Here is a 21,669-nt window from a genome sequence, read left to right as displayed (position 1 = left end):
GCGGCATGCCCCCCTACGACCCCTCGGCCTACCCGCCCTTCGCCGTAACCGTCGACCTGGTCGTCCTCACCGTGCGCCGCCACGCCCTGTGCGCACTGGTCGTCCGGCGGGGAGAACCGCCGTTCCAGGGCCGCTGGGCCCTTCCGGGGGCTTCGTACGGGCCGACGAGGACCTCGGCGCCGCCGCGGCGCGGGAACTGGCCGAGGAGACCGGGCTGTGCGTGCACGACCCGGGCGATCCGGCGCCCGCGCCCGGCGCCGGGGCACACCTGGAGCAGCTCGCCACCTACGGCGATCCGGAACGCGACCCCCGCATGCGGGTCGTCAGCGTCGCGCACCTGGCCCTCGCCCCCGACCTGCCCGCGCCCAGGCCGGGCGGCGACGCCAACAGCGTCCGCTGGGCGCCCGTCGGGGAACTACTCAGTCCCGGGGCGGGCTTCGAGGACGGGCCGCCCGAGCCACTCGCCTTCGACCACGCGCGGATCCTCGCGGACGGCGTCGAGCGCGCCCGCTCCAAGATCGAGTATTCCTCGCTGGCCACGGCCTTCTGTCCGCCCGCGTTCACGGTCGGGGAGTTGCGGCGGGTGTACGAGGCGGTGTGGGGCGTGGCGCTCGACCCGCGCAACTTCCACCGCAAGGTGACCGGGACGCCGGGTTTCCTGGTGCCCGCGGGCGGCACCACCACCCGTCAGGGCGGCCGCCCGGCGCAGTTGTTCCGCGCGGGTGGCGCCACTCTGCTCAACCCGCCGATGCTGCGCCCCGAAGTCTGAGGAAGCCGGGGCCGTGCCGGGAGTCCGGCACCCCACAGCTTCGATTATGCGGGGAAAGTCCGAAATGCCAGGTTATCGTGCTGCGGTACCCGCCCTGCCGCCGAGCGGTCCGACCTACCGCGGGAGAAGCCATGCTCCAGGCAATCGGACTCACCAGCACGCCGCGCCGGAACCGCCCGCCCGCCGTGGAAGACCTCACCTTCGAGGCGGTGGCCGGACAGGTCACCGCTCTCCTGGGCCCCGCCGGGGCGGGCAAGACCACCGCCCTGCGGCTGATGCTCGGCCTCGAACGGGGCCGGGGCGTCACCTACTTCCGGGGCCGGCCACTCCACCGCGCCGCCCACCCGCTGCGAGAGGTCGGGACGCTCCTCGGCGATGTGCCCGGCCACCCCGCGCGCACCGTTCGCGGCCAGCTCAGGATGGTCTGCGCCGTCGCGGGGGTACCCGCTGCCCGCGCCGACGACCTGATCGACGCCACGGGCCTCGAAGAACTCGCCGACGAGCGGCTCGGCACCCTCTCCCGTGGCATGGACCGTCGACTCGGCATCGCCGCGGCGCTGTTGGGCGATCCGCACGCGCTGGTTCTGGACGAGCCCGCCGCCGGTCTCCCTCCCCGCGAGGCGGCCTGGCTGCACGGAGTGCTGCGTGCCCACGCCGCCCGGGGCGGCACCGTCCTGTACACCACCGTCGATCCCAGGGAAGCCGCCCGCGCCGCGGACCACGTCGTGGCGATCCGGGCCGGGCGCCTCGTCGCCGACCAGGACGCCGCCTCCTTCGCCCGTACGCGGCTCCGCCCCCGCGTCGCCGTCCGCACCCCGCACGCCGCCCGCCTCGCCGCTCAACTCACCCGCGAGGCCCGCGCCGCCCGCCGCTCGGTCGAGGCCGTCACCGAGCGGGGCAACCGGCTGTACGTGTACGGCAGCGACTGCGCCGAGGTCGGCGAGACCGCCTTCCGCCACGGCATCCCCCTCCACCGCCTCGCCGAGGAGACCGGTCCCGCCCCCGAGCCGGTGCCCGCCCCCGCGTCCCGGCCCGCCGGGCCCCCACCGGTCGGCACCGGCCCCCGGACCCCCGCCATCCCGGATCGCCCCACCCCGGATCGCCCCGCCCCGGAGCACTCCGCCCCGGGCCGCCCCGCCCACCGTGCGGCCCGTCGGCGCGGCGGGTGGAGGCGCCGGGCGCCGCTGCGGCCCTTCCGCTACGAGGTGCGGCGCCTCACGGGGGTGCCCTCGACGGTGCTCGTGCTGGGCGGTGCCGTCGCCGTCTCCGCCGTACTCGCGGTCCTGCTGGGGCGCCTCGCCGCCACGCCGTCGCCTCTCGCCGTCGCCGCCTGGCCGGAGCTGCTGCCGCTGCCGCCCGCCGCGCTCGGCGCCGGAGTCCTGGGCGCCCTCTCCTTCGGAGACGAGTACCGCTATCCCACGCTCCCCGTCGTCCTGGGTGCGGTCTCCCGTCGCTGCGGCCTGCTACTGGCCAAGCTCACCGTCACGGCCGTCGCCTCGCTGCTGCTCGCCGTCGTCGTCGCGGTCGTGGACCTGGAGGCGCTGCGACTCGTCTACGGTGGCCCGTCCATCCCCGTGCCGGGCGACTGGCGGACACTCTGCGCCGGTTGGGCCGCCCTCGTCGTCGGGTGCGGTTGGATCGGACTGCTGGCGACCGCGGTGTTCCGGGTCGTCGCCGCGGGGATCGCCGCGGTCCTCGCCGTACCCGTGGTCATCGCGCCGGTCGTCGAGGACGTCCTTTTCGGCCCGGCCGTCCGCACCGTCGCCGGACTCTCCGCCCGCCTGCGCGAACTGACCTGGTTCCACTGGCCCCATGAGGCGGACCACTGGCTCGACGGCGCCCGGCGGGTGGTGGCCCAGCCCGTCGGTGTGACGTTGGCCCTGTCCCTGATCGTGCTCCTCTGCGCGTTCCTGTTCACGGGGCCCCGGAGCACAGCCCGTTGATGACCGACTGCCGGCCGGGAAGTGATCGTTGCCCGCCAATCAGTCACGGGGCCTTGGAATTTGCCCGCTTCCTTACGCTAAGACGTCAATTGCGGCGTGAGCGCCGATCACCCTTTCGTGTGCTTTTCACCAAAGACCTCAAGAGGTTCGGGAGCGGCGCCGACAAAGGATGCGTGAGTACCCTTGCGCACACCATGATGACCGCCGCCCGCTCCGCAGAGGCCGGCCTCCCCGCACCGGGCGGTCCCGACCGCTATCCCTACGGGGAGGCGCCCGCGGCCGACCGCGCCGGCGCCCCCGTCTGGGACGCCGGAGAAACGGAGTTGGGCCGGATGGGCCGCCGGTCGGCGAGCAACCGCGGCCGCGGGCTCCACGGCCAACTCGTCCAGCAGCTCGGTCAGATGATCGTCTCCGGCGACCTCGGCGCCGACCGCCCGCTCGTCCCCGAGGAGATCGGCCAGCGCTTCGAGGTCTCCCGCACCGTCGTGCGCGAGTCCCTCCGCGTCCTGGAGGCCAAGGGCCTGGTCAGCGCGCGCCCCAACGTCGGGACCCGGGTCCGTCCGGTCAGCGACTGGAACCTCCTGGACCCCGACATCATCGAGTGGCGCGCCTTCGGCCCGCAGCGCGACGACCAGCGCCGCGAGCTCGCCGAGCTCCGCTGGACCATCGAGCCCCTCGCCGCCCGTCTCGCCGCCGGCCACGGGCGCGAGGACGTCCAGCAGCGCCTCGTCGACATGGTCGAGTTCATGGGGCACGCCCTGGCCCAGGGTGACGCGCTGACGTTCTCCCGTGCCGACGCCGAGTTCCACTCCCTCCTCATCCAGCTCGCCGGCAACCGCATGCTGGAGCACCTCTCCGGCATCGTCTTCGCCGCGCTCCAGGTCTCCGGTTCCCCGACGATCAGCTGCGACCGTCCCGGCGAGTCCTGCCTGGCCCACCACGCGCACATCGTCGAGGCCCTCGCCGCCGGTGACGGACCCGCCGCCGAGGCCGCCATGAGGCAGCTCCTCACCATCCATCCCGACGTGGAACGGGTGGTCCCCGCTCCGCGCGAGCACTGACCGCGGACCGTGACCGAAGGCCGCACACGCGGCGGCCCGCGACGCCCGGCGCCGTACGAAGGCGGAGGCGCCGGACGCGGAACCCCGCGCGCACGCGTGTCGCCGGGTCCCACCGGGGTACCCGGCCCGGACCCGGTCCCAGGGCCCGGCGGCACGGCCGGGGCGGCGCGGCCGCCGTCGCCACCGAGCCGCGGGCGCGGAAGGGCCGTCCCTTTCGTCCCCGCTCCTCCGATTTCACGATGTGACCCGGGCCACGTGGATTGGGCGTAACACTCCTCGAAGCACGGCGATGACCTAAGAGGTGACAGCCGACGAGGGAACGCAGCCGCCGTCCACGGCGCTGTGCACCTTCGAGGTTCAGCCCGCGTCGTCGGCTCATTCCCCGCCGACGGTCGTCGGCTCCGGTCCGATCACGGGCGGGGCCGGAAGCCGTTTCCATCGTTCCGAGAGGTTGTTCGTGTCGGCCAGCACATCCCGTACGCTCCCGCCGGAGATCGCCGAGTCCGAGTCTGTGATGGCGCTCATCGAGCGGGGAAAGGCTGATGGGCAGATCGCGGGCGATGACGTGCGTCGGGCCTTCGAGGCTGACCAGATCCCGCCAACCCAGTGGAAGAATGTTCTGCGCAGCCTCAATCAGATCCTCGAGGAAGAGGGTGTGACGCTGATGGTCAGTGCAGCGGAGTCGCCGAAGCGCGCCCGCAAGAGCGTCGCAGCGAAGAGTCCGGCCAAGCGCACCGCCACCAGGACCGTCACCGCCAGGACGACCGCGGCGAAGGCGACCGCGTCCTCCCCGGCGGCCCCGGCGGCCCAGAGCGACGACACACCGGCCGACGAGGCCGGTACCCCCGCGAAGAAGACGGCCGCGAAGAAGACGACCGCGGCGAAGAAGGCGACCGCGGCGAAGAAGGCGACCGCGGTGAAGAAGACCGCCGCGAAGAAGACCACGGCCAAGAAGACCACGGCCAAGAAGGACTCCGACGAGGTCGTCGAGGGCGAGGAGCTGCTCGACGACGTCGCGGTCGTCAAGGGCGAGGAGGAGGAGCCCGAGGGCGAGGCCAAGGGCTTCGTCCTGTCCGACGAGGACGAGGACGACGCGCCGGCCCAGCAGGTCGCCGTCGCCGGAGCCACCGCCGACCCGGTCAAGGACTACCTGAAGCAGATCGGCAAGGTCCCCCTGCTCAACGCGGAGCAGGAGGTCGAGCTCGCCAAGCGGATCGAAGCGGGCCTGTTCGCCGAGGACAAGCTGGCGAACGCCGACAAGCTGGCCCCCAAGCTCAAGCGCGAGCTGGAGATCATCGCCGAGGACGGCCGCCGTGCCAAGAACCACCTGCTGGAGGCCAACCTCCGTCTCGTGGTCTCCCTGGCCAAGCGCTACACCGGCCGCGGCATGCTGTTCCTGGACCTGATCCAGGAGGGCAACCTCGGTCTGATCCGCGCCGTCGAGAAGTTCGACTACACCAAGGGCTACAAGTTCTCCACGTACGCCACGTGGTGGATCCGCCAGGCGATCACCCGCGCCATGGCCGATCAGGCCCGCACCATCCGCATCCCGGTGCACATGGTCGAGGTCATCAACAAGCTGGCGCGCGTCCAGCGCCAGATGCTCCAGGACCTGGGCCGCGAGCCCACCCCGGAGGAGCTCGCCAAGGAACTCGACATGACCCCCGAGAAGGTCATCGAGGTCCAGAAGTACGGCCGCGAGCCGATCTCGCTCCACACCCCGCTCGGCGAGGACGGTGACAGCGAGTTCGGTGACCTGATCGAGGACTCCGAGGCGGTCGTGCCGGCCGACGCGGTGAGCTTCACCCTCCTCCAGGAGCAGCTGCACTCCGTGCTCGACACGCTCTCCGAGCGCGAGGCGGGCGTCGTCTCCATGCGCTTCGGCCTCACCGACGGCCAGCCGAAGACGCTCGACGAGATCGGCAAGGTCTACGGCGTGACCCGTGAGCGGATCCGCCAGATCGAGTCCAAGACCATGTCGAAGCTGCGCCACCCCTCGCGTTCGCAGGTCCTGCGAGACTACCTCGACTGATCGGCGCCCGTACGCCCCGCACGGTGCCCTCGGAGGGCCCGGTTCCGCAGAAGGAGCCGGGCCCTCCGGCGTTGCGGGGTGCGCCGACTCCCCGTCTGGACGACGCTGAGTGAGCAAGGTGCATCTCTGAGTCAGGAGGCCGAATGCGCGGCACGCGTCATCCCAGCAGCAGGAAGCGGGCGGTCCTGGGGGTGCTGGCCGCCGTGGCGGCCGTCGCGCCGCTGGTCGCTCCCGCGCCGGCGGCGGCCGACAGCGGGGTTGTGGGCGGCCGTACGGTGAACGCGTCCGACACCCCGTGGGTCGTGGCGCTCTCCAGCCGTGACCGGTTCGGGGGTATGCGGTCGGGCCAGTTCTGCGGGGGCGTCGTCATCGCCCCGACGAAGGTGGCGACCGCCGCGCACTGCCTGAGGGAGGATGTGCTGGGGGTGCGGCCCGAGCAGCTGCGGGACCTCAAGGTCGTCGTCGGCCGCAGCGACCTCGGGGGAGCGGCGGGCACGAGGTGGCCGTCGAGAGCATGTGGATCAATCCCGCCTACGACGCCGGCTCCAACACCGGCGACGCCGCCGTGTTGACGCTGGCCCGGCCGCTGCCGCGCGGTCACGCGATCCCGGTGGCGCCCGCCGGCGACCCCGCGTACGCACCGGGTACGAGCGCGACCGTGTACGGGTGGGGGGGACACGACGGGCACGGGGACCTACGCGCACACGCTGCGCGCCGCCGACGTGTCCGTCCTGCCCGACGAGGACTGCGCGCGCGCCTACCCGGCGGGGCGGGGCGAGGCGCGGTACCTCCCCGCCACGATGCTGTGCGCCGGTACGAGGGAGGGAGGGCGGGACGCCTGCCAGGGCGACAGCGGCGGTCCGTTGGTCGCGCGTGGGAAGCTCATCGGCCTGGTGTCCTGGGGCGGCGGCTGCGGGCTGGCCGGGAGCCCCGGCGTCTACACCAGGGTCTCGGCGGTCCTGTCCCGGTCATGACCGCCGCGCCGCGCGCCGGGCGGCCGGGGCCCGTCCGGCAGGGCCGGAGGTACGGCGGGGCGGCACCCGGCCGTCGCACGGGGCGCCGTTCCCGCCGTACCGGTGCGGGAAGCACCGGGCGGCCGCCCCCGTGTGACGGGGGCGGCCGCCCGGTGTCCGGTCCTGGACCGATCTCGCTCGTCGTGGATGCGCGTGTCAGCGGTCCTCGTCGGTCGCTCCGGCCGGCACCGTGGTGAGCCGGTCCGTCTCATCCTGTATGTCCGCGGCGATCTTCTTCAGTTCCGGCTCGAACTTGCGGCCGTGGTGGGCGCAGAAGAGCAGTTCGCCACCGCTGGTCAGCACGACGCGCAGATATGCCTGGGCGCCGCAGCGATCGCAGCGGTCGGCGGCCGTCAGCGGGCTCGCGGGGGTCAGAACAGTAGTCACGTCGCCTCTTCTCTAGCTCGACGAGCTGTCGTACCAGGGTCAACATCCAACCAGGCGGAAAACGTTCCCGCTCGCGGCTTTTCCTCGAAACTTTTTCCAGCTGGCTGTCTGCTGCCGGTTGGCGGCGAATGGGCCGTATTGCCGTGTCGCTGTGCGTTACGGGTTTCGCGTTGCTTGTGTGGTGTGTCCTCCCGGCCGGGTTGCCGGTTGTGCATGAGGACGTGCCCGGAGCCTAAATGGTTCATGCCTGGAAGGGAACGCGATGTCCATGTCACTCGCCCGAGTGATCGAACGCGTATGCGAATGTGGACTAGCATGACTCTTCACGAGGGTGGCGTTACAACCGCTCTACCAGGGCTCTGTACGCTCGGACCGGCACAGACGCCGCCCCCTTACCCCTGTGGGCAAGATCCCAAATTCAGCGAGGAGCGAACCGCGTGACCGCCGAGACGTCCGTTCCGTCCAGTGCGCTGCTGACCGCAGACCGTGACGGTTCCAACTACACCGCGCGGCACCTGCTCGTACTCGAAGGGCTCGAAGCGGTCCGCAAGCGCCCCGGCATGTACATCGGGTCCACCGACAGCCGCGGTCTGATGCACTGCATCTGGGAGATCATCGACAACTCCGTCGACGAGGCCCTCGGCGGCTACTGCGACCACATCGAGGTCGTCCTCCACCAGGACGGTTCCGTGGAGGTCCGGGACAACGGCCGCGGCATCCCCGTCGACGTCGAGCCCAAGACGGGCCTGTCGGGCGTCGAGGTCGTCATGACCAAGCTCCACGCCGGCGGCAAGTTCGGCGGCGGCTCGTACGCCGCCTCCGGCGGTCTCCACGGCGTGGGCGCCTCGGTGGTGAACGCGCTGTCGGCCCGCCTCGACGTGGAGGTGGACCGCGGCGGAGCCACCCACGCGATCAGCTTCCGCCGCGGCGTCCCCGGATCCTTCGCCGGACCCGGGCCCGACGCCCCCTTCGACCCGGCCAGCGGCCTCCGCAGGGCCAAGCGCGTGCCGAAGACCCGCACGGGCACGCGGGTGCGGTACTGGGCGGACCGGCAGATCTTCCTCAAGGACGCCAAGCTCTCCCTGGAGACGCTGCACCAGCGCGCCCGCCAGACCGCCTTCCTCGTCCCCGGCCTGACCATCGTCGTCCGCGACGACCGCGACCTCGAAGGCGTGGGCAAGAGCCAGGAGATCTTCCGCTTCGACGGCGGCATCAGCGAGTTCTGCGAGTTCCTCGCCCCGGACAAGCCGATCTGCGACGTGCTCCGCCTCACCGGCCAGGGCACGTTCAAGGAGACCGTCCCGGTCCTCGACGAACGCGGCCACATGACGCCCACCGAGGTCACCCGCGAACTCGGCGTCGACGTGGCGCTGCGCTGGGGCACGGGGTACGACACGACGGTCAGGTCGTTCGTCAACATCATCGCCACGCCCAAGGGCGGCACGCACGTCACCGGCTTCGAGCGGGCCGTCACCAAGACCGTCAACGAGGTCCTGCGCGCCGCCAAGCTCCTGCGCGTGGCCGAGGACGACATCGTCAAGGACGACGCCCTGGAGGGCCTGACCGCCGTCGTGACCGTCCGGCTGGCCGAGCCGCAGTTCGAGGGCCAGACCAAGGAGGTCCTCGGCACGTCCGCCGCGAACCGGATCGTCGCCAACGTCGTGGCCAAGGAGCTGAAGGCGTTCCTGACCTCCACCAGGCGCGACGCCAAGGCCCAGGCCCGCGCCGTGCTGGAGAAGACCGTCGCCGCCGCCCGCACGCGCATCGCGGCCCGGCAGCACAAGGAGGCCCAGCGCCGCAAGACGGCCCTGGAGACCTCGTCCCTGCCGGCCAAGCTCGCCGACTGCCGCAGCGACGACGTCGAGCGCAGCGAGTTGTTCATCGTCGAGGGCGACTCCGCGCTCGGCACGGCGAAGCTCGCCCGGAACAGCGAGTTCCAGGCGCTCCTGCCGATCCGGGGCAAGATCCTCAACGTTCAGAAGTCGTCCGTGTCGGACATGCTGAAGAACGCCGAGTGCGGTGCGATCATCCAGGTCATAGGAGCCGGGTCCGGCCGGACCTTCGACCTCGACGCCGCCCGGTACGGCAAGATCGTCCTCCTCGTCGACGCCGATGTGGACGGCGCGCACATCCGCTGCCTGCTGCTCACCCTGTTCCAGCGGTACATGCGCCCCATGGTGGAGGCCGGCCGCGTCTTCGCCGCGGTGCCGCCGCTGCACCGCATCGAGCTCGTCCAGCCCAAGCGCGGCCAGGACAAGTACGTGTACACGTACTCGGACAGCGAACTGCGGCAGACCCTGCTGGAGTTCCAGCGCAAGGGAATCCGCTACAAGGACTCCGTCCAGCGCTACAAGGGCCTCGGCGAGATGGACGCCGACCAGCTGGCGGAGACCACCATGGACCCGCGCCACCGCACGCTGCGCCGGATCAACATCGGCGACCTGGACGCGGCGGAGCAGGTGTTCGACCTGCTGATGGGCAACGACGTGGCGCCCCGCAAGGAGTTCATCACCAGTTCGGCCGCGACGCTGGACCGCTCGCGCATCGACGCCTGAAGCGCGCCCCGTGAGGGGCCGCCCGTTCGGACCCGCTGGCCGGAGGACCCCCCGGACGGCGGGTCCTCGGCTTTCCGGCCGTCCCGTCGGACGGGCTCCCGGGGGCCCGGGCGCCTTGCGCCCCGTCCGTACCGTCAGCCCCGGCCGCACGGAACCCGTCACCGGGGCTCGCCCCGGCACTCGGCAGGGCGGGACCGCCGCGAGCGCCCACCCGCTTCCCGACCGCCCCCGCCCGGTCCGGCGCCTGTGCCCGTCCGGCGGTCCGGCTGGACCGCCGGACGGGAGCGGCGGAGGCCGCGGGGGCACCGGTCCCGGCCGACCCGGGCGCGACCGCGACCGCCGAGGGCGCAAGCGCGGGCCGCCGGGGGCCGGGAGCGGAAGCGCGGACCGTCCGGGGAGGCGGCACCGCCGAGGGCGCGACCGTGGCCGCCGAAGGCGGGAGCGCAGGCCGTACGGGAAGGCCGCCGTCGCGAGAGCGAGAGCGAGAGCGGGAGCGGCCGCCGTGGCGACGGAGGCGCGGGCCGCCGGGGACGGAAGCGGCGGGGACCGGCCTCGTGGCCGGAAGCGGCGTGCGCCCCCGCCTATCCTGAGGGGTCCCGATCTTCGGCCGCCCGGTGAGAAAGGTGCCTCTTGAGCGCGCAGCAGATTCCCGTCGTCGTCCTCGCGGGATTCCTCGGTTCCGGCAAGACCACCCTGCTCAACCACCTCCTGCGCACCGCCCGCGGTACCCGCGTCGGCGTGCTGGTCAACGACTTCGGGTCCATCGAGATCGACGCCATGACCGTCGCCGGCCAGGTCGGTTCGACGGTGTCCCTCGGCAACGGCTGCCTGTGCTGCGCCGTCGACGCGAGCGAACTCGACACGTACCTGGAGGTCCTCACCCGCCCCTCGGCCCGGCTCGACGTCATCGTCATCGAGGCCAGCGGCCTGGCGGAACCGCAGGAGCTGGTGCGGATGATCCTCGCCAGCGACAGCGAGCGGGTCGTGTACGGCGGTCTCGTCGAGGTCGTCGACGCCGCCGAGTTCGACGCGACGCGCGCCCGCCACCCCGAGACGGACCGGCACCTCGGCATCGCCGACCTCGTCGTCGTCAACAAGGCCGACCGCGTCCCGGAGGACGAGCTGCGGCGCGTACGGGGCGCCGTCGCGGATCTCGCGGGCCGCGCCGCGGTGGTCACGGCGGCGTACGGGCGCGTCGACCCGGAGCTGCTGTTCGACCGCGCCGCCCGCACCGGCGATCCGGCCGGATCCCGGCAGCTGTCCTTCGAGGACCTGTACGCCGACGCGTACGAGCGCGACCACCGCGACCACCCGCACGCCGCCTACGAGACCGTGTCGTTCACCACCGGGGAGCCCCTCCACCCGCGCCGCCTCATGGACTTCCTCGACTCGCGGCCCGAAGGGCTGTACCGGATCAAGGGGTTCGTCGACTTCGGCGACGCGGACCCGGGCAACCGGTACTCCGTGCACGCCGTCGGCCGGTTCCTGCGCTTCTACCCGGAGCCCTGGCCGCCCGGTGAGGAGCGGCTCACCCGGCTCGTCCTCATCGGCTCGGGCACGGACGGCGGGGCCCTGCGCCGGGCGCTGGACGGATGCCGGGTGACGGGTCCGCACGACGCTCCGGAGGCCCACGCCCTGTGGGGCGTCCTGCGGTACGTCCCCGAGCCCCGGGCGGAGGCCGAACCGCCGGAGGCCGAACCGGCCCCCGGCCACGGAACGGCGGCGTACGGCAGCGACCCGTACGGCACCGGCGCGTACGGTGGAGCGGCCGACCGCGCCTGACGCGCGGCGGCACGCCCACCGGCGCGCCCGCCCGTCACGCCCCGGCGGTCACGCGGGCGGGCCCGCCAGCGCCGCCACCGGCTTGACCAGCGGCGTTCCCGACCCGTCCCGGCGCGGGTCCGGGTCCGGCAGCTCGACCGGCATGCCGTTCCTCTGGGCCGCCACGGCCGGCGCGCCGCCCGCCCAGGCCAGCACCAGCACGTCCTCGCCCTTCAGGAACCGGTGGCAGCGCACCCCTCCCGTGGCCCGGCCCTTGCGGGGGTACTGGTCGAAGGGCGTCAGCTTCGCCGACGTACCGACCGAGGCGTCCAGCTGGCCCGTGGCGCCCGCGACCGTGAACACGACCGCGTCGGACGCCGGATCGACGGCGGTGAACGAGACCACCTCGGCGCCCGCCGCCAGCTTGACGCCCGCCACACCGCCCGCCGGGCGGCCCTGCGGCCGCACCTGGGAGGCCGGATAACGCAGCAGCTGGGCGTCGGACGTGATGAAGACCAGGTCCTCCTCGCCCGTCCGCAGCTCCGCCGCGCCGACGATCCGGTCGCCCTCCTTCAGCGTGATCACCTCCAGCTCGTCCTTGTTGGCCGGGTAGTCGGGCACCACCCGCTTCACCACGCCCTGCAGCGTGCCCAGCGCGAGACCCGGCGACGACTCGTCGAGCGTCGTCAGGCAGACGACCCTCTCGTCCTTCTCCAGCGTCAGGAACTCCGACAGGGGCGCCCCGCCCGAGAGGTTCGGCGCCGACGCCGTGTCCGGCAGCTGCGGCAGGTCGATCACCGGGACGCGCAGCAGCCGCCCCGCGGACGTGACCGCGCCGACCGTGCCGCGCTGGGTCGCCGCCACCGCCGACACGATCACGTCGTGTTTGACGCGCTTGCCGCCGCTCTCCGGCAGCGGCTCGCCGCCCGCCGTACGGGCCAGCAGCCCCGTCGAGGACAGCAGCACCCGGCACGGGTCGTCGGCGACCTCCAGCGGCACCGCGGCGGCCGCGGAACCGGCCGACTCCAGCAGCACCGTGCGCCGCTCGGTGCCGAACTTCTTCGCCACCGCGGCCAGCTCGGACGACACGAGGCGGCGCAGCTCGGCGTCGGAGTCCAGGATCCTCGTCAGCGCCTCGATCTCGCTGCTGAGGCGGTCCCGCTCGCCCTCCAGCTCCAGCCGGTCGAACTTGGTGAGCCGCCGCAGCGGGGTGTCCAGGATGTACTGGGTCTGGACGTCGCTCAGCGAGAACCGCTCGATCAGCCGCTCCCTGGCCTGCGCGGAGTTCTCACTCGACCGGATCAGCCGGATCACCTCGTCGATGTCGACGAGGGCCACCAGCAGGCCCTCCACCAGGTGCAGCCGATCCCGCTTCCTGCCGCGCCGGAACTCGCTGCGCCGCCGGACCACCTCGAAGCGGTGGTCGAGGTAGACCTCCAGCAGCTCCTTCAGGCCCAGCGTGACCGGCTGGCCGTCGACCAGCGCCACGTTGTTGATGCCGAAGGACTCCTCCATCGGCGTCAGCCTGTACAGCTGCTCCAGCACCGCCTCGGGCACGAAGCCGTTCTTGACCTCGATGACCAGGCGCAGCCCGTGCTCCCGGTCCGTGAGGTCCTTGACGTCCGCGATGCCCTGGAGCTTCTTCGCGCCGACCAGGTCCTTGATCTTGGCGATGACCTTCTCGGGCCCGACCGCGAACGGCAGCTCCGTGACGACCAGGCCCTTGCGGCGCGCCGTCACGTTCTCCACCGTCGCCGTCGCACGGATTTTGAACGTGCCGCGGCCGGACTCGTAGGCGTCCCTGATCCCGGACAGTCCGACGATCCTGCCGCCGGTCGGCAGGTCCGGCCCGGGGACGAACCGCATGAGCGTCTCGAGGTCGGCGCCCGGGTGCCTGATCAGGTGCCGGGCGGCCGCGATCACCTCGCCCAGGTTGTGCGGGGGCATGTTGGTGGCCATGCCGACCGCGATGCCCGAGGCGCCGTTCACCAGCAGGTTCGGGAAGGCGGCGGGGAGGGCGGCGGGCTCGCGCTCCTGCCCGTCGTAGTTGGGCACGAAGTCGACGGTGTCCTCGTCGATCGACTCCGTCATCAGGGACGTCGCGTCGGCCATCCGGCACTCCGTGTACCGCATGGCGGCCGGCGGGTCGTCGTTGCCGAGCGAGCCGAAGTTGCCGTGGCCGTCGACCAGCGGAAGGCGCATCGAGAAGGGCTGCGCCATGCGCACCAGCGCGTCGTAGATCGAGGCGTCGCCGTGCGGGTGGAGCTTGCCCATCACCTCGCCGACGACGCGGGCGCACTTGACGAACCCGCGCTCGGGGCGCAGGCCCATCTCGTTCATCTGGTAGACGATCCGGCGGTGCACCGGTTTCAGGCCGTCCCGCGCGTCGGGCAGGGCGCGGGAGTAGATCACCGAGTACGCGTACTCGAGGAAGGAGCCCTGCATCTCGTCGACGACGTCGATGTCGAGGATCCGCTCCTCGAAGTCGTCGGGCGGCGCGGTCTTAGTGCTGCGGCGGGCCATCGCTGCTGCGGCTCCTTCACCAACAGGGTTGATCTGACGCCGACCATTGTGGACCGTCCCACTGACAGGACCGACCGCGACCCGGAAGAGGGACGCCGCAGGTTGTCGGGAACTTCGCAGGGCGCCGGTGCGCTTGCATACAGTGGCAACAGTTTTCACGAAGCGATCGAAGGGACGTACATGCCCATGGGTCACACGGCCACGGCCGAGGCCGGCTCCGGCGGCCTGACAGCGACCGAGCACCGGCTGGCCAACGGCCTGCGCGTGGTGCTCTCGGAGGACCACCTGGCCCCGGTCGCCGCGGTGTGCCTCTGGTACGACGTCGGCTCCCGCCACGAGGTCAAGGGCCGAACCGGCCTCGCCCACCTCTTCGAGCACCTGATGTTCCAGGGCTCCGCGCAGGTCGAGGGGAACGGCCACTTCGAGCTGGTGCAGGGCGCCGGCGGCTCCCTCAACGGCACCACGAGCTTCGAGCGCACCAACTACTTCGAGACCATGCCCGCCCACCAGCTGGAGCTCGCCCTCTGGCTGGAGGCCGACCGCATGGGGTCCCTGCTCACCGCCCTCGACGACGAGTCGATGGAGAACCAGCGGGACGTCGTCAAGAACGAGCGCCGCCAGCGCTACGACAACATGCCGTACGGCACGGCGTTCGAGAGGCTGACCGCCCTCGCCTTCCCGGACGGGCACCCCTACCACCACACGCCGATCGGCTCCATGGCGGACCTGGACGCGGCCACGCTGGAGGACGCCCGGGACTTCTTCCGCACGTACTACGCCCCGAACAACGCCGTCCTGTCCGTCGTCGGCGACATCGACCCCGAGCAGACGCTCGCCTGGGTCGAGAAGTACTTCGGCTCCATCCCGCCCCACGACGGCAAGCCCGCGCCGCGGGACGGGACGCTCCCGGACGTCATCGGCGAGCAGCTCCGCGAGGTCGTCGAGGAGGACGTCCCGGCCCGCGCGCTGATGGCCGCCTACCGCCTCCCGTCCGACGGCACGCGCGCGTGCGACGCCGCCGACGTCGCCCTGACCGTCCTCGGCGGCGGCGAGTCGTCCCGGCTGCACAACCGCCTGGTCCGGCGCGACCGCACCGCCGTCGCCGCCAGCCTCGGGCTGCTGCGGCTGGCCGGGGCGCCCTCGCTGGCCTGGCTGGACGTGAAGGCCTCCGCCGGCGTGGAGGTGCCCGACATCGAGGCCGCCGTCGACGAGGAGCTGGCCCGGTTCGCCGCCGAGGGCCCCACCGCCGAGGAGATGGAGCGCGCCCAGGCCCAGCTGGAGCGCGAGTGGCTGGACCGGCTGGGCACGGTCGCGGGCCGCGCCGACGAGCTGTGCCGCTTCGCCGTCCTCTTCGGCGACCCGCAGCTCGCCCTCACCGCCGTCCAGCGGATCCTGGACGTCACCGCCGACGAGGTGCGCGAGGTCGCCGCCCGGCGGCTGCGCCCGGACAACCGCGCCGTCCTCGTCTACGAACCCACCAAGGCCGACGACGGCGACCGGACCGACAGCGACGAGGAAGAGGGGGCGGACCAGTGAGCGACGCTGCCGTGTCTCTGACCACCATGGAGTTCCACCCGCGGCCGGAGCCGGGCACGCCGCGCGTGTGGGCCTTCCCGGCACCCGAGCGCGGCCGGCTCGGCAACGGCCTCACGGTGCTGCGCTGCCACCGTCCCGGTCAGCGGGTCGTCGCCGTCGAGATCGTCCTCGAAGCCCCGCTGGAGGCCGAGCCCGAGGGCCTCGACGGCGTCGCCACCATCATGGCGCGCGCCCTGTCCGAGGGCACCGACAAGCACACCGCCGAGGAGTTCGCCGCCGAGCTGGAGCGGTGCGGCGCCACCCTGAACGCGCACGCGGACCACCCCGCCGTGCGGGTCTCCCTGGAAGTGCCCGCGTCCCGGCTGCACAAGGCCCTCGGCCTGCTCTCCGACGCGCTGCGGGCACCGGCCTTCTCCGACGACGAGGTCGGCCGCCTCGTCCGCAACCGGCTCGACGAGATCCCGCACGAGACGGCCAACCCGGGCCGCCGCGCGGCCAAGCAGCTCTCCGCCGAGCTGTTCCCGGCCTCCTCGCGCGTGTCCCGGCCCCGTCAGGGCACGGAGGAGACCGTCGCCCGGATCGACGCCGCGGCCGTACGGGCCTTCTACGAGGCCCACGTCCGTCCCGCGTCGGCCACCGCGGTCGTGGTCGGCGACCTGACCGGCGTCGACCTCGACGCGCTCCTCCGCGACACGCTCGGCGAGTGGACCGGCGACGCGCCCCGCCCGCGCGCCGCGTCCCCCGTCACGGCCGACGACACCGGACGCGTCGTCATCGTGGACCGGCCGGGCGCCGTGCAGACGCAGCTGCTCATCGGCCGCGTCGGGCCCGACCGGCACGACAGCGTGTGGCCCGCGCAGGTCGTCGGCACGTACTGCCTGGGCGGCACGCTCACCTCCCGTCTCGACCGCGTCCTGCGCGAGGAGAAGGGCTACACGTACGGCGTGCGGGCCTTCGGGCAGGTCCTGCGGTCCCTGCCCGACGGCACGGGCGCGGCGATGCTCGCCATCAGCGGCTCCGTCGACACGCCCAACACCGGTCCCGCGCTGGACGACCTGTGGAAGGTGCTGCGCACCCTCGCGGCGGAAGGGCTCACCGACGCCGAACGCGACGCCGCCGTGCACAACCTGGTCGGCGTGGCCCCGCTCAGGTACGAGACCGCGGCGTCCGTCGCCGACACCCTCGCCGAGCAGGTCGAGCAGCACCTGCCGGACGACTTCCAGGCACGGCTGTACCGGCGCCTGGACTCCACGGGCACGGTGGAGGCGACGGCGGCCGTCGTCAACGCCTTCCCGCCGGACCGCCTGGTCACCGTCCTCGTGGGGGACGCGGCCCGGATCAAGGCGCCGGTGGAGGCGCTGGGCGTCGGCGAAGTGACCGTGGTCGCCGGCTGACTGACGGAGCGGAACCCCGGCCTCTCGGAGGCCGGGGTTCCGCTCTCGCGCGGTTATGCCCGTTTTATTGGAGAGGCTGGGTTTCTGCTCTGTGGCGTGCGCTACAAAAAGCCGCATTCGTTTGGTGATCGAAAGATCAGCCGCTTAGCGTCTTAGCCGCTGTCCGCCCGTGTACCCGCCGCACCCGCGGCACCGGGCAGCGATCGCCGAATCCCCGTCAGGCGCGAGCCCGGGGAGCCGGGGACCCACGTCCCCTGGGGTGAATCGGGCGCCTTCGCCACCGTGCGGAGGGGTCCGTAGGAGACCTTCCTGCTCCGAACCCGTCAGCTAACCCGGTAGGCGAGAGGGAAGGAAAGGACACGTCCACTCCATGGCGTTCACCCGTTCCACCGGGAAGCACCGTGCCCCGAGCCGCATGAGCCGCAGGAGTGCCCAGGCCGCGGGCGCCGCCGCCCTCGCCACCTCCGGCGTCATCGGCACCCTGGCCTCCCCGGCGTTCGCCGCCGACGCGGAGCACGCCTCCCTGGAGGACACCGGCCTCAACCAGGCCATCACCGGTTACGAGCTGGCCGACGAGGTCGAGGACCAGGCCGCCGCGCAGGAGCTGGCCGCCGAGGCGGCCGAGCGCCAGGCGGAGGCCGAGGCGGCCGCCGAGCGCCAGGCCGAGGTCCGCTTCCGGGCCGCCCGCGATGCCCAGGAGCGCGCCGACCGCGAGGCCGAGCGTAAGCGCCTCGACTCCTTCCAGCTCCCGGTGGCCGGCTCGTACGTCTCCACCGCCTACCGGGTGGGCGGCTCGCTGTGGTCCTCCGGCAGCCACTCGGGCGTCGACTTCCACGCCCCGTACGGCTCCACCGTCGTCTCCGTGGGCCTGGGCACGGTCGTCGAGGCCGGCTGGGGCGGCGCCTACGGCAACAACGTGGTGATCCGCATGCAGGACGGCACCTACACGCAGTACGCCCACCTCGCCTCGGTCGGTGTCTCCGTCGGCCAGACGGTCATGCCGGGCCAGCAGATCGGCGTCTCCGGCTCGACCGGCAACTCCACGGGCCCCCACCTGCACTTCGAGGCCCGCACTTCCAGCGAGTACGGCTCCGACATCGACCCGGTCTCCTACCTCCGGGCGCGCGGCGTCAGCGTCTGACCCGCACCGCTCCACCGAGGCCCCGCCCGGCCGGCCGCCGGAGCGGGGCCTCCCGCGCCACCGGGCCGGAGCCTCCCGCGCCGCCCGCCGCCCGCCGGCCCCGGAACCCCGGGGCGCCCCGGGAGCGGTGCCTCGCGCGGGCGCGGCGGAGCGGCGCCCCCGATCCGCGAGGCGCCGCTCCGCCGGGCCGGGGGAGCGGAGCCGCGGTCAGACGGTCTCGGGGAGCTCCTCGAGACCCTCGGCGACCAGCTTCGCCAGGCGGTCCAGCACCGCGTCCGCGTCCTCGGCCTCGGAGGCGAGGACGATCTCCTCGCCGCCCCGCGCGCCCAGGCCGAGCACGGCGAGCACCGACGCGGCGTTGACCGGGGCGCCGCCGGCCCTGGCGATCGTCACGGGGACGCCGGAGGCCGTGGCGGCGCGGACGAAGATGGAGGCGGGGCGGGCGTGCAGACCCTCGGCCCAACCGACGTTGACGCGGCGCTCAGCCATGGTGTTGCCCTTCACGTGCTAGTAGTTGTCTAGACCAGACTCTCACGCCCGGCGGAGTACCGGGACGGCGCCGTACCCTGGGCCCATGCCGAACCCGTCCGACCAGTCGGCGCACCCGTACCCCGACCACTGGGAGGCCGACGTGGTGCTGCGCGACGGCGGCACCGCGCGGATCAGGCCGATCACCGCGGACGACGCCGAGCGCCTGGTCAGCTTTTACGGGCAGGTCTCAGACGAGTCGAAGTACTACCGGTTCTTCGCACCTTATCCTCGGCTCTCCGCCAGGGACGTGCACCATTTCACCCACCACGACCACGTGGACCGGGTGGGTCTGGCCGCGACGGTCGGCGGTGAGTTCATCGCGACCGTCCGCTACGACCGGATCGACGCCGCGGGCCGCCCCGCCGGCGCCCCCGCCGACGAGGCCGAGGTGGCCTTCCTCGTCCAGGACGCCCACCAGGGCCGCGGCGTCGCCTCCGTCCTGCTGGAGCACATCGCCGCCGTCGCCCGCGAGCGCGGCATCCGGCGGTTCGCCGCGGAGGTGCTGCCCGCCAACACCAGGATGATCAAGGTCTTCACGGACGCCGGGTACACCCAGAGGCGCAGCTTCGGGGACGGTGCCGTCCGCCTCCACCTCGACCTGGAGCCCACCGACCGATCCCTCGCCGTCCAGCGCGCCCGCGAGCAGCGCGCCGAGGCCCGGTCCGTGCAGCGGCTCCTCACCCCCGGCTCCGTCGCCGTCGTCGGCGCGGGCCGCGCCCCCGGCGGCGTCGGCCGCACCGTCCTGCGCGGTCTCGTCGACGCCGGGTTCACGGGCCGCGCGTACGCCGTGAACCACGCCCTGCCCGAGGGGCGGACCGCCTTGGACGGCGTCCCCGCGTACCGCTCCGTCGGCGAGATCGGCGAGCCCGTCGACCTGGCCGTCGTCGCCGTGCCCGCCGAGCGCGTCCCGGAAGCCGTCGCGGACTGCGGCGAGCACGGTGTGCGCGGGCTCGTCGTCCTGTCCGCAGGCTACGCCGAGAGCGGCCCAGCCGGCCGGGAGCGCCAGCGGGAACTGGTGCGGCAGGCCCGTTCCCACGGGATGCGCGTCATCGGCCCCGGCGCCTTCGGCGTGATCAACACCGCGGACGGCGTACGGCTCAACGCCTCTCCCGCCCCGCGGCTGCCCACCGCCGGGCGCATCGGGCTGTTCACCCAGTCGGGCGCGATCGGCATCGCCCTCCTGTCCGGACTCCACCGGCGCGGCGCCGGCGTGTCGTCCTTCGTCTCGGCCGGCAACCGGGCCGACGTCTCCGGCAACGACATCCTCCAGTACTGGTACGAGGACCCCGGCACCGACGTGGCCCTGCTCTACCTGGAGTCGATCGGCAACCCCCGCAAGTTCACCCGGCTCGCCCGCCGCACCGCCGCCGTCAAACCGGTCGTCGTCGTCAAGGGCGCCCGGCACAGCGGCAGCGCGCCCCCCGGCCACGCGGTGCCCACCACCCGCATCCCGCACACGACGGTGTCCGCGCTGCTCCGCCAGGCCGGGGTCATCCGCGTCGACACGGTCACCGAGCTCGTCGACGCGGGCCTGCTGCTCGCCGGGCAGCCCCTGCCCCGCGGGCCGCGCGTCGCGATCCTCGGCAACTCCGAGTCGCTGGGCCTCCTCGCGTACGACGCCTGCCTCACCGAGGGCCTGCGGCCGCTGCCGCCCCGCGACCTGACGACCGCCGCCACGCCCGACGACTTCCGGGCCGCGCTCGCCGGAGCCCTGCGCGACGACGCGTGCGACGCGGTGGTCGTCACCGCGATCCCGTGGGTCGGCCCGCAGGGGACGGTGGAACCGGCCGGTGAGGGCGAGGCGCTGGCGGACGCCCTGCGCACGGCCGGCGCCTGCGCCCCGGCGAAGCCGGTCGTGGTCGTCCACGTCGAGCTGGGCGCCCTGGCGGCCGCGACCGGCACGGCCCCCGCCCCGGAGCCCCCGGCCGGTCCCGCCGGCACCGCGCGGGCGCCGGGCACGGCGGACCGGCCGCCGTGCGGGCGGGCCGCGGCCGCCGCCCCGCCGTCCGGTGCGCCGCCCGCTCCGCCGCCGGGGGGCTGGCCCGGTCCCCGAGGCGTCCGCCGACGGTCCCCCCGGCGCCGCCGGCGGGAGCATCCCCGCCTACCCCGCCGCCGAGCGGGCCGTGCGGGCGCTGGCCGAGGCCGTCAGGTACGCCGAGTGGCGCCGCGAGGCCGCCGACCCGGGCCGGGTGCCCGAGTACGAGGACATCGACGAGAGCGGGGCCGCCGCCCTCATCCGGCGGCTCCTCGACGCGGACGGCGCGCGGGAGCACGCCCCCACCCCCGCCCCGGACGGCACGCGGGAGCACGCCGTCGCCCTCGCCCCGGACGCCGCCCGCGACCTGCTCGCCCGCTACGGCGTCCCCGTACGGCCCACCCTGCCCGCGCCCGATCCCGACACCGCCGTGCGCGCCGCCGCCCGCCTCGGCTACCCGGTCGCCCTCAAGACCACCGCGCCCCACCTGCGCCACCGTCCCGACCTCGGCGCCGTACGGCTCGACCTGGCCACCGAGGAGCAGCTGCGCACCGCCTACGCCGAGCTGGCCGAGGCGCTCGGCGGGCCGGCCGAACTCGGGCCGGTCGTCCAGACCATGGCGCCGCGCGGCGTCGACACCGTCGTCCGCGCCGCGATCGACCCGGCGGTCGGCGCCGTCCTCTCCTTCGGCCTCGCCGGAGCCCCGTCCGAGCTGCTCGGCGACACGGCGCACCGCCTCGTCCCGGCCACCGACCGCGACGTCGCCGGGCAGATCCGCTCCCTCCGCAGCGCCCCGCTGCTGTTCGGCTGGCGGGGCTCCGCGCCCGTCGACACGGCCGCCCTGGAGGAGCTGCTGCTACGCGTGTCGCGCCTGGTCGACGACCATCCGGAGGTCGTCTCCGTCACGCTGGAACCGGTCGTCGTCGCCCCCCGGGGCCTCACCGTCCTGGGCGCGTCCGTGCGGCTGGCCCCGCCTCCCGCCCGCACCGACCTCGGCCCCCGCCGCCTGCCCGGCTACTGAGCGGGGCGCCCTCCACAGCCGTCATCG

The 21,669-nt window shown here is 73.6% G+C and carries 11 protein-coding genes, 3 pseudogenes and 1 riboswitch; of the genes and pseudogenes, 11 read left to right on the top strand and 3 right to left on the bottom strand.

The genetic code is table 11. The annotated features are described in order from the left end of the window. Positions 1-5 precede the first annotated feature (5 nt). The 5 genes and pseudogenes from LUW75_RS04225 to LUW75_RS24870 all read left to right on the top strand — a co-directional run bounded on the left by LUW75_RS04225 (position 6) and on the right by LUW75_RS24870 (position 6,779). Positions 6-769: pseudogene (locus LUW75_RS04225) on the top strand (NUDIX hydrolase). 131 nt (positions 770-900) lie between these two features. Then, positions 901-2,712 (top strand): ABC transporter ATP-binding protein, encoded by a 1,812-nt coding sequence (locus LUW75_RS04220; protein ID WP_250334433.1) that lies wholly within the window; start codon positions 901-903, stop codon positions 2,710-2,712. Between the two features lie 194 nt (positions 2,713-2,906). Beyond that, the gene (locus LUW75_RS04215; protein WP_284453869.1) at positions 2,907-3,773 is read left to right on the top strand and encodes a FadR/GntR family transcriptional regulator; all 867 of its coding nucleotides are present in this window, start codon (positions 2,907-2,909) and stop codon (positions 3,771-3,773) included. A gap of 457 nt (positions 3,774-4,230) precedes the next feature. After that, complete coding sequence (locus LUW75_RS04210) at positions 4,231-5,805, top strand: RNA polymerase sigma factor (protein ID WP_250334431.1); 1,575 nt, start codon at positions 4,231-4,233, stop codon at positions 5,803-5,805. Between the two features lie 143 nt (positions 5,806-5,948). Beyond that, a pseudogene (locus tag LUW75_RS24870) lies at positions 5,949-6,779 on the top strand (S1 family serine peptidase). Positions 6,780-6,974: 195 nt separating this feature from the next. Here the strand turns inward: LUW75_RS24870 and LUW75_RS04200 are convergent. Further along, positions 6,975-7,205, bottom strand: coding sequence for a DUF7455 domain-containing protein (locus tag LUW75_RS04200; RefSeq protein ID WP_168438665.1), 231 nt, complete (start codon positions 7,203-7,205; stop codon positions 6,975-6,977). A gap of 437 nt (positions 7,206-7,642) precedes the next feature. Between LUW75_RS04200 and LUW75_RS04195 the strand changes: the two genes are divergently transcribed. Next, a complete protein-coding gene (locus LUW75_RS04195) occupies positions 7,643-9,760 on the top strand; it encodes a DNA gyrase/topoisomerase IV subunit B (protein WP_250334430.1) in 2,118 nt (705 codons plus the stop codon). 630 nt (positions 9,761-10,390) lie between these two features. Then, on the top strand, positions 10,391-11,542 hold the full coding sequence (locus tag LUW75_RS04190) for a CobW family GTP-binding protein (RefSeq protein ID WP_250334429.1): 1,152 nt from the start codon (positions 10,391-10,393) through the stop codon (positions 11,540-11,542). 48 nt (positions 11,543-11,590) lie between these two features. Here LUW75_RS04190 and LUW75_RS04185 read toward each other — a convergent pair whose 3' ends face one another. Further along, positions 11,591-14,044: a DNA gyrase/topoisomerase IV subunit A gene (locus LUW75_RS04185; RefSeq protein WP_250334428.1), complete on the bottom strand. Its 2,454-nt coding sequence runs from the start codon at positions 14,042-14,044 to the stop codon at positions 11,591-11,593. A gap of 186 nt (positions 14,045-14,230) precedes the next feature. Here LUW75_RS04185 and LUW75_RS04180 point away from each other — a divergent pair, with 186 nt between their 5' ends. From LUW75_RS04180 to LUW75_RS04170, 3 genes are all read left to right on the top strand, one after another. Further along, positions 14,231-15,580, top strand: coding sequence for a M16 family metallopeptidase (locus LUW75_RS04180; protein WP_250337536.1), 1,350 nt, complete (start codon positions 14,231-14,233; stop codon positions 15,578-15,580). A 26-nt stretch (positions 15,581-15,606) separates the two neighbouring features. Beyond that, positions 15,607-16,974 carry a M16 family metallopeptidase gene (locus LUW75_RS04175; RefSeq protein ID WP_250337535.1) on the top strand — a complete coding sequence of 456 codons (1,368 nt, stop codon included), beginning with the start codon at positions 15,607-15,609 and terminating at the stop codon, positions 16,972-16,974. 194 nt (positions 16,975-17,168) lie between these two features. Beyond that, positions 17,169-17,331: riboswitch (cyclic di-AMP (ydaO/yuaA leader) on the top strand. 13 nt (positions 17,332-17,344) lie between these two features. Further along, on the top strand, positions 17,345-18,115 hold the full coding sequence (locus LUW75_RS04170; protein WP_250334427.1) for a M23 family metallopeptidase: 771 nt from the start codon (positions 17,345-17,347) through the stop codon (positions 18,113-18,115). Positions 18,116-18,322: 207 nt separating this feature from the next. Here LUW75_RS04170 and LUW75_RS04165 read toward each other — a convergent pair whose 3' ends face one another. Then, positions 18,323-18,604, bottom strand: coding sequence for an HPr family phosphocarrier protein (locus tag LUW75_RS04165; RefSeq protein ID WP_250334426.1), 282 nt, complete (start codon positions 18,602-18,604; stop codon positions 18,323-18,325). Between the two features lie 85 nt (positions 18,605-18,689). On the opposite strand from LUW75_RS04165, the pseudogene LUW75_RS04160 reads away from it, so the two are divergent. Beyond that, positions 18,690-21,642: pseudogene (locus LUW75_RS04160) on the top strand (bifunctional acetate--CoA ligase family protein/GNAT family N-acetyltransferase). Positions 21,643-21,669 lie beyond the last annotated feature (27 nt).

Source organism: Streptomyces sp. MRC013, assembly GCF_023614235.1.
GTDB lineage: Bacteria > Actinomycetota > Actinomycetes > Streptomycetales > Streptomycetaceae > Streptomyces.
The sequence above is the reverse complement of the archived record's forward strand: the minus strand, read 5'-3'. Positions and strand labels throughout refer to the sequence as shown.

Excerpts from the sequence above, each read along its gene's own strand:
- LUW75_RS04185 (WP_250334428.1), bottom strand. The coding sequence starts at position 14,044 with ATGGCCCGCCGCAGCACTAAGACCGCGCCGCCCGACGACTTCGAGGAG.
- LUW75_RS04165 (WP_250334426.1), bottom strand. The coding sequence starts at position 18,604 with ATGGCTGAGCGCCGCGTCAACGTCGGTTGGGCCGAGGGTCTGCACGCC.
- LUW75_RS04170 (WP_250334427.1), top strand. The coding sequence starts at position 17,345 with ATGGCGTTCACCCGTTCCACCGGGAAGCACCGTGCCCCGAGCCGCATG.
- LUW75_RS04220 (WP_250334433.1), top strand. The coding sequence starts at position 901 with ATGCTCCAGGCAATCGGACTCACCAGCACGCCGCGCCGGAACCGCCCG.
- LUW75_RS04215 (WP_284453869.1), top strand. The coding sequence starts at position 2,907 with ATGATGACCGCCGCCCGCTCCGCAGAGGCCGGCCTCCCCGCACCGGGC.
- LUW75_RS04180 (WP_250337536.1), top strand. The coding sequence starts at position 14,231 with ATGGGTCACACGGCCACGGCCGAGGCCGGCTCCGGCGGCCTGACAGCG.
- LUW75_RS04175 (WP_250337535.1), top strand. The coding sequence starts at position 15,607 with ATGGAGTTCCACCCGCGGCCGGAGCCGGGCACGCCGCGCGTGTGGGCC.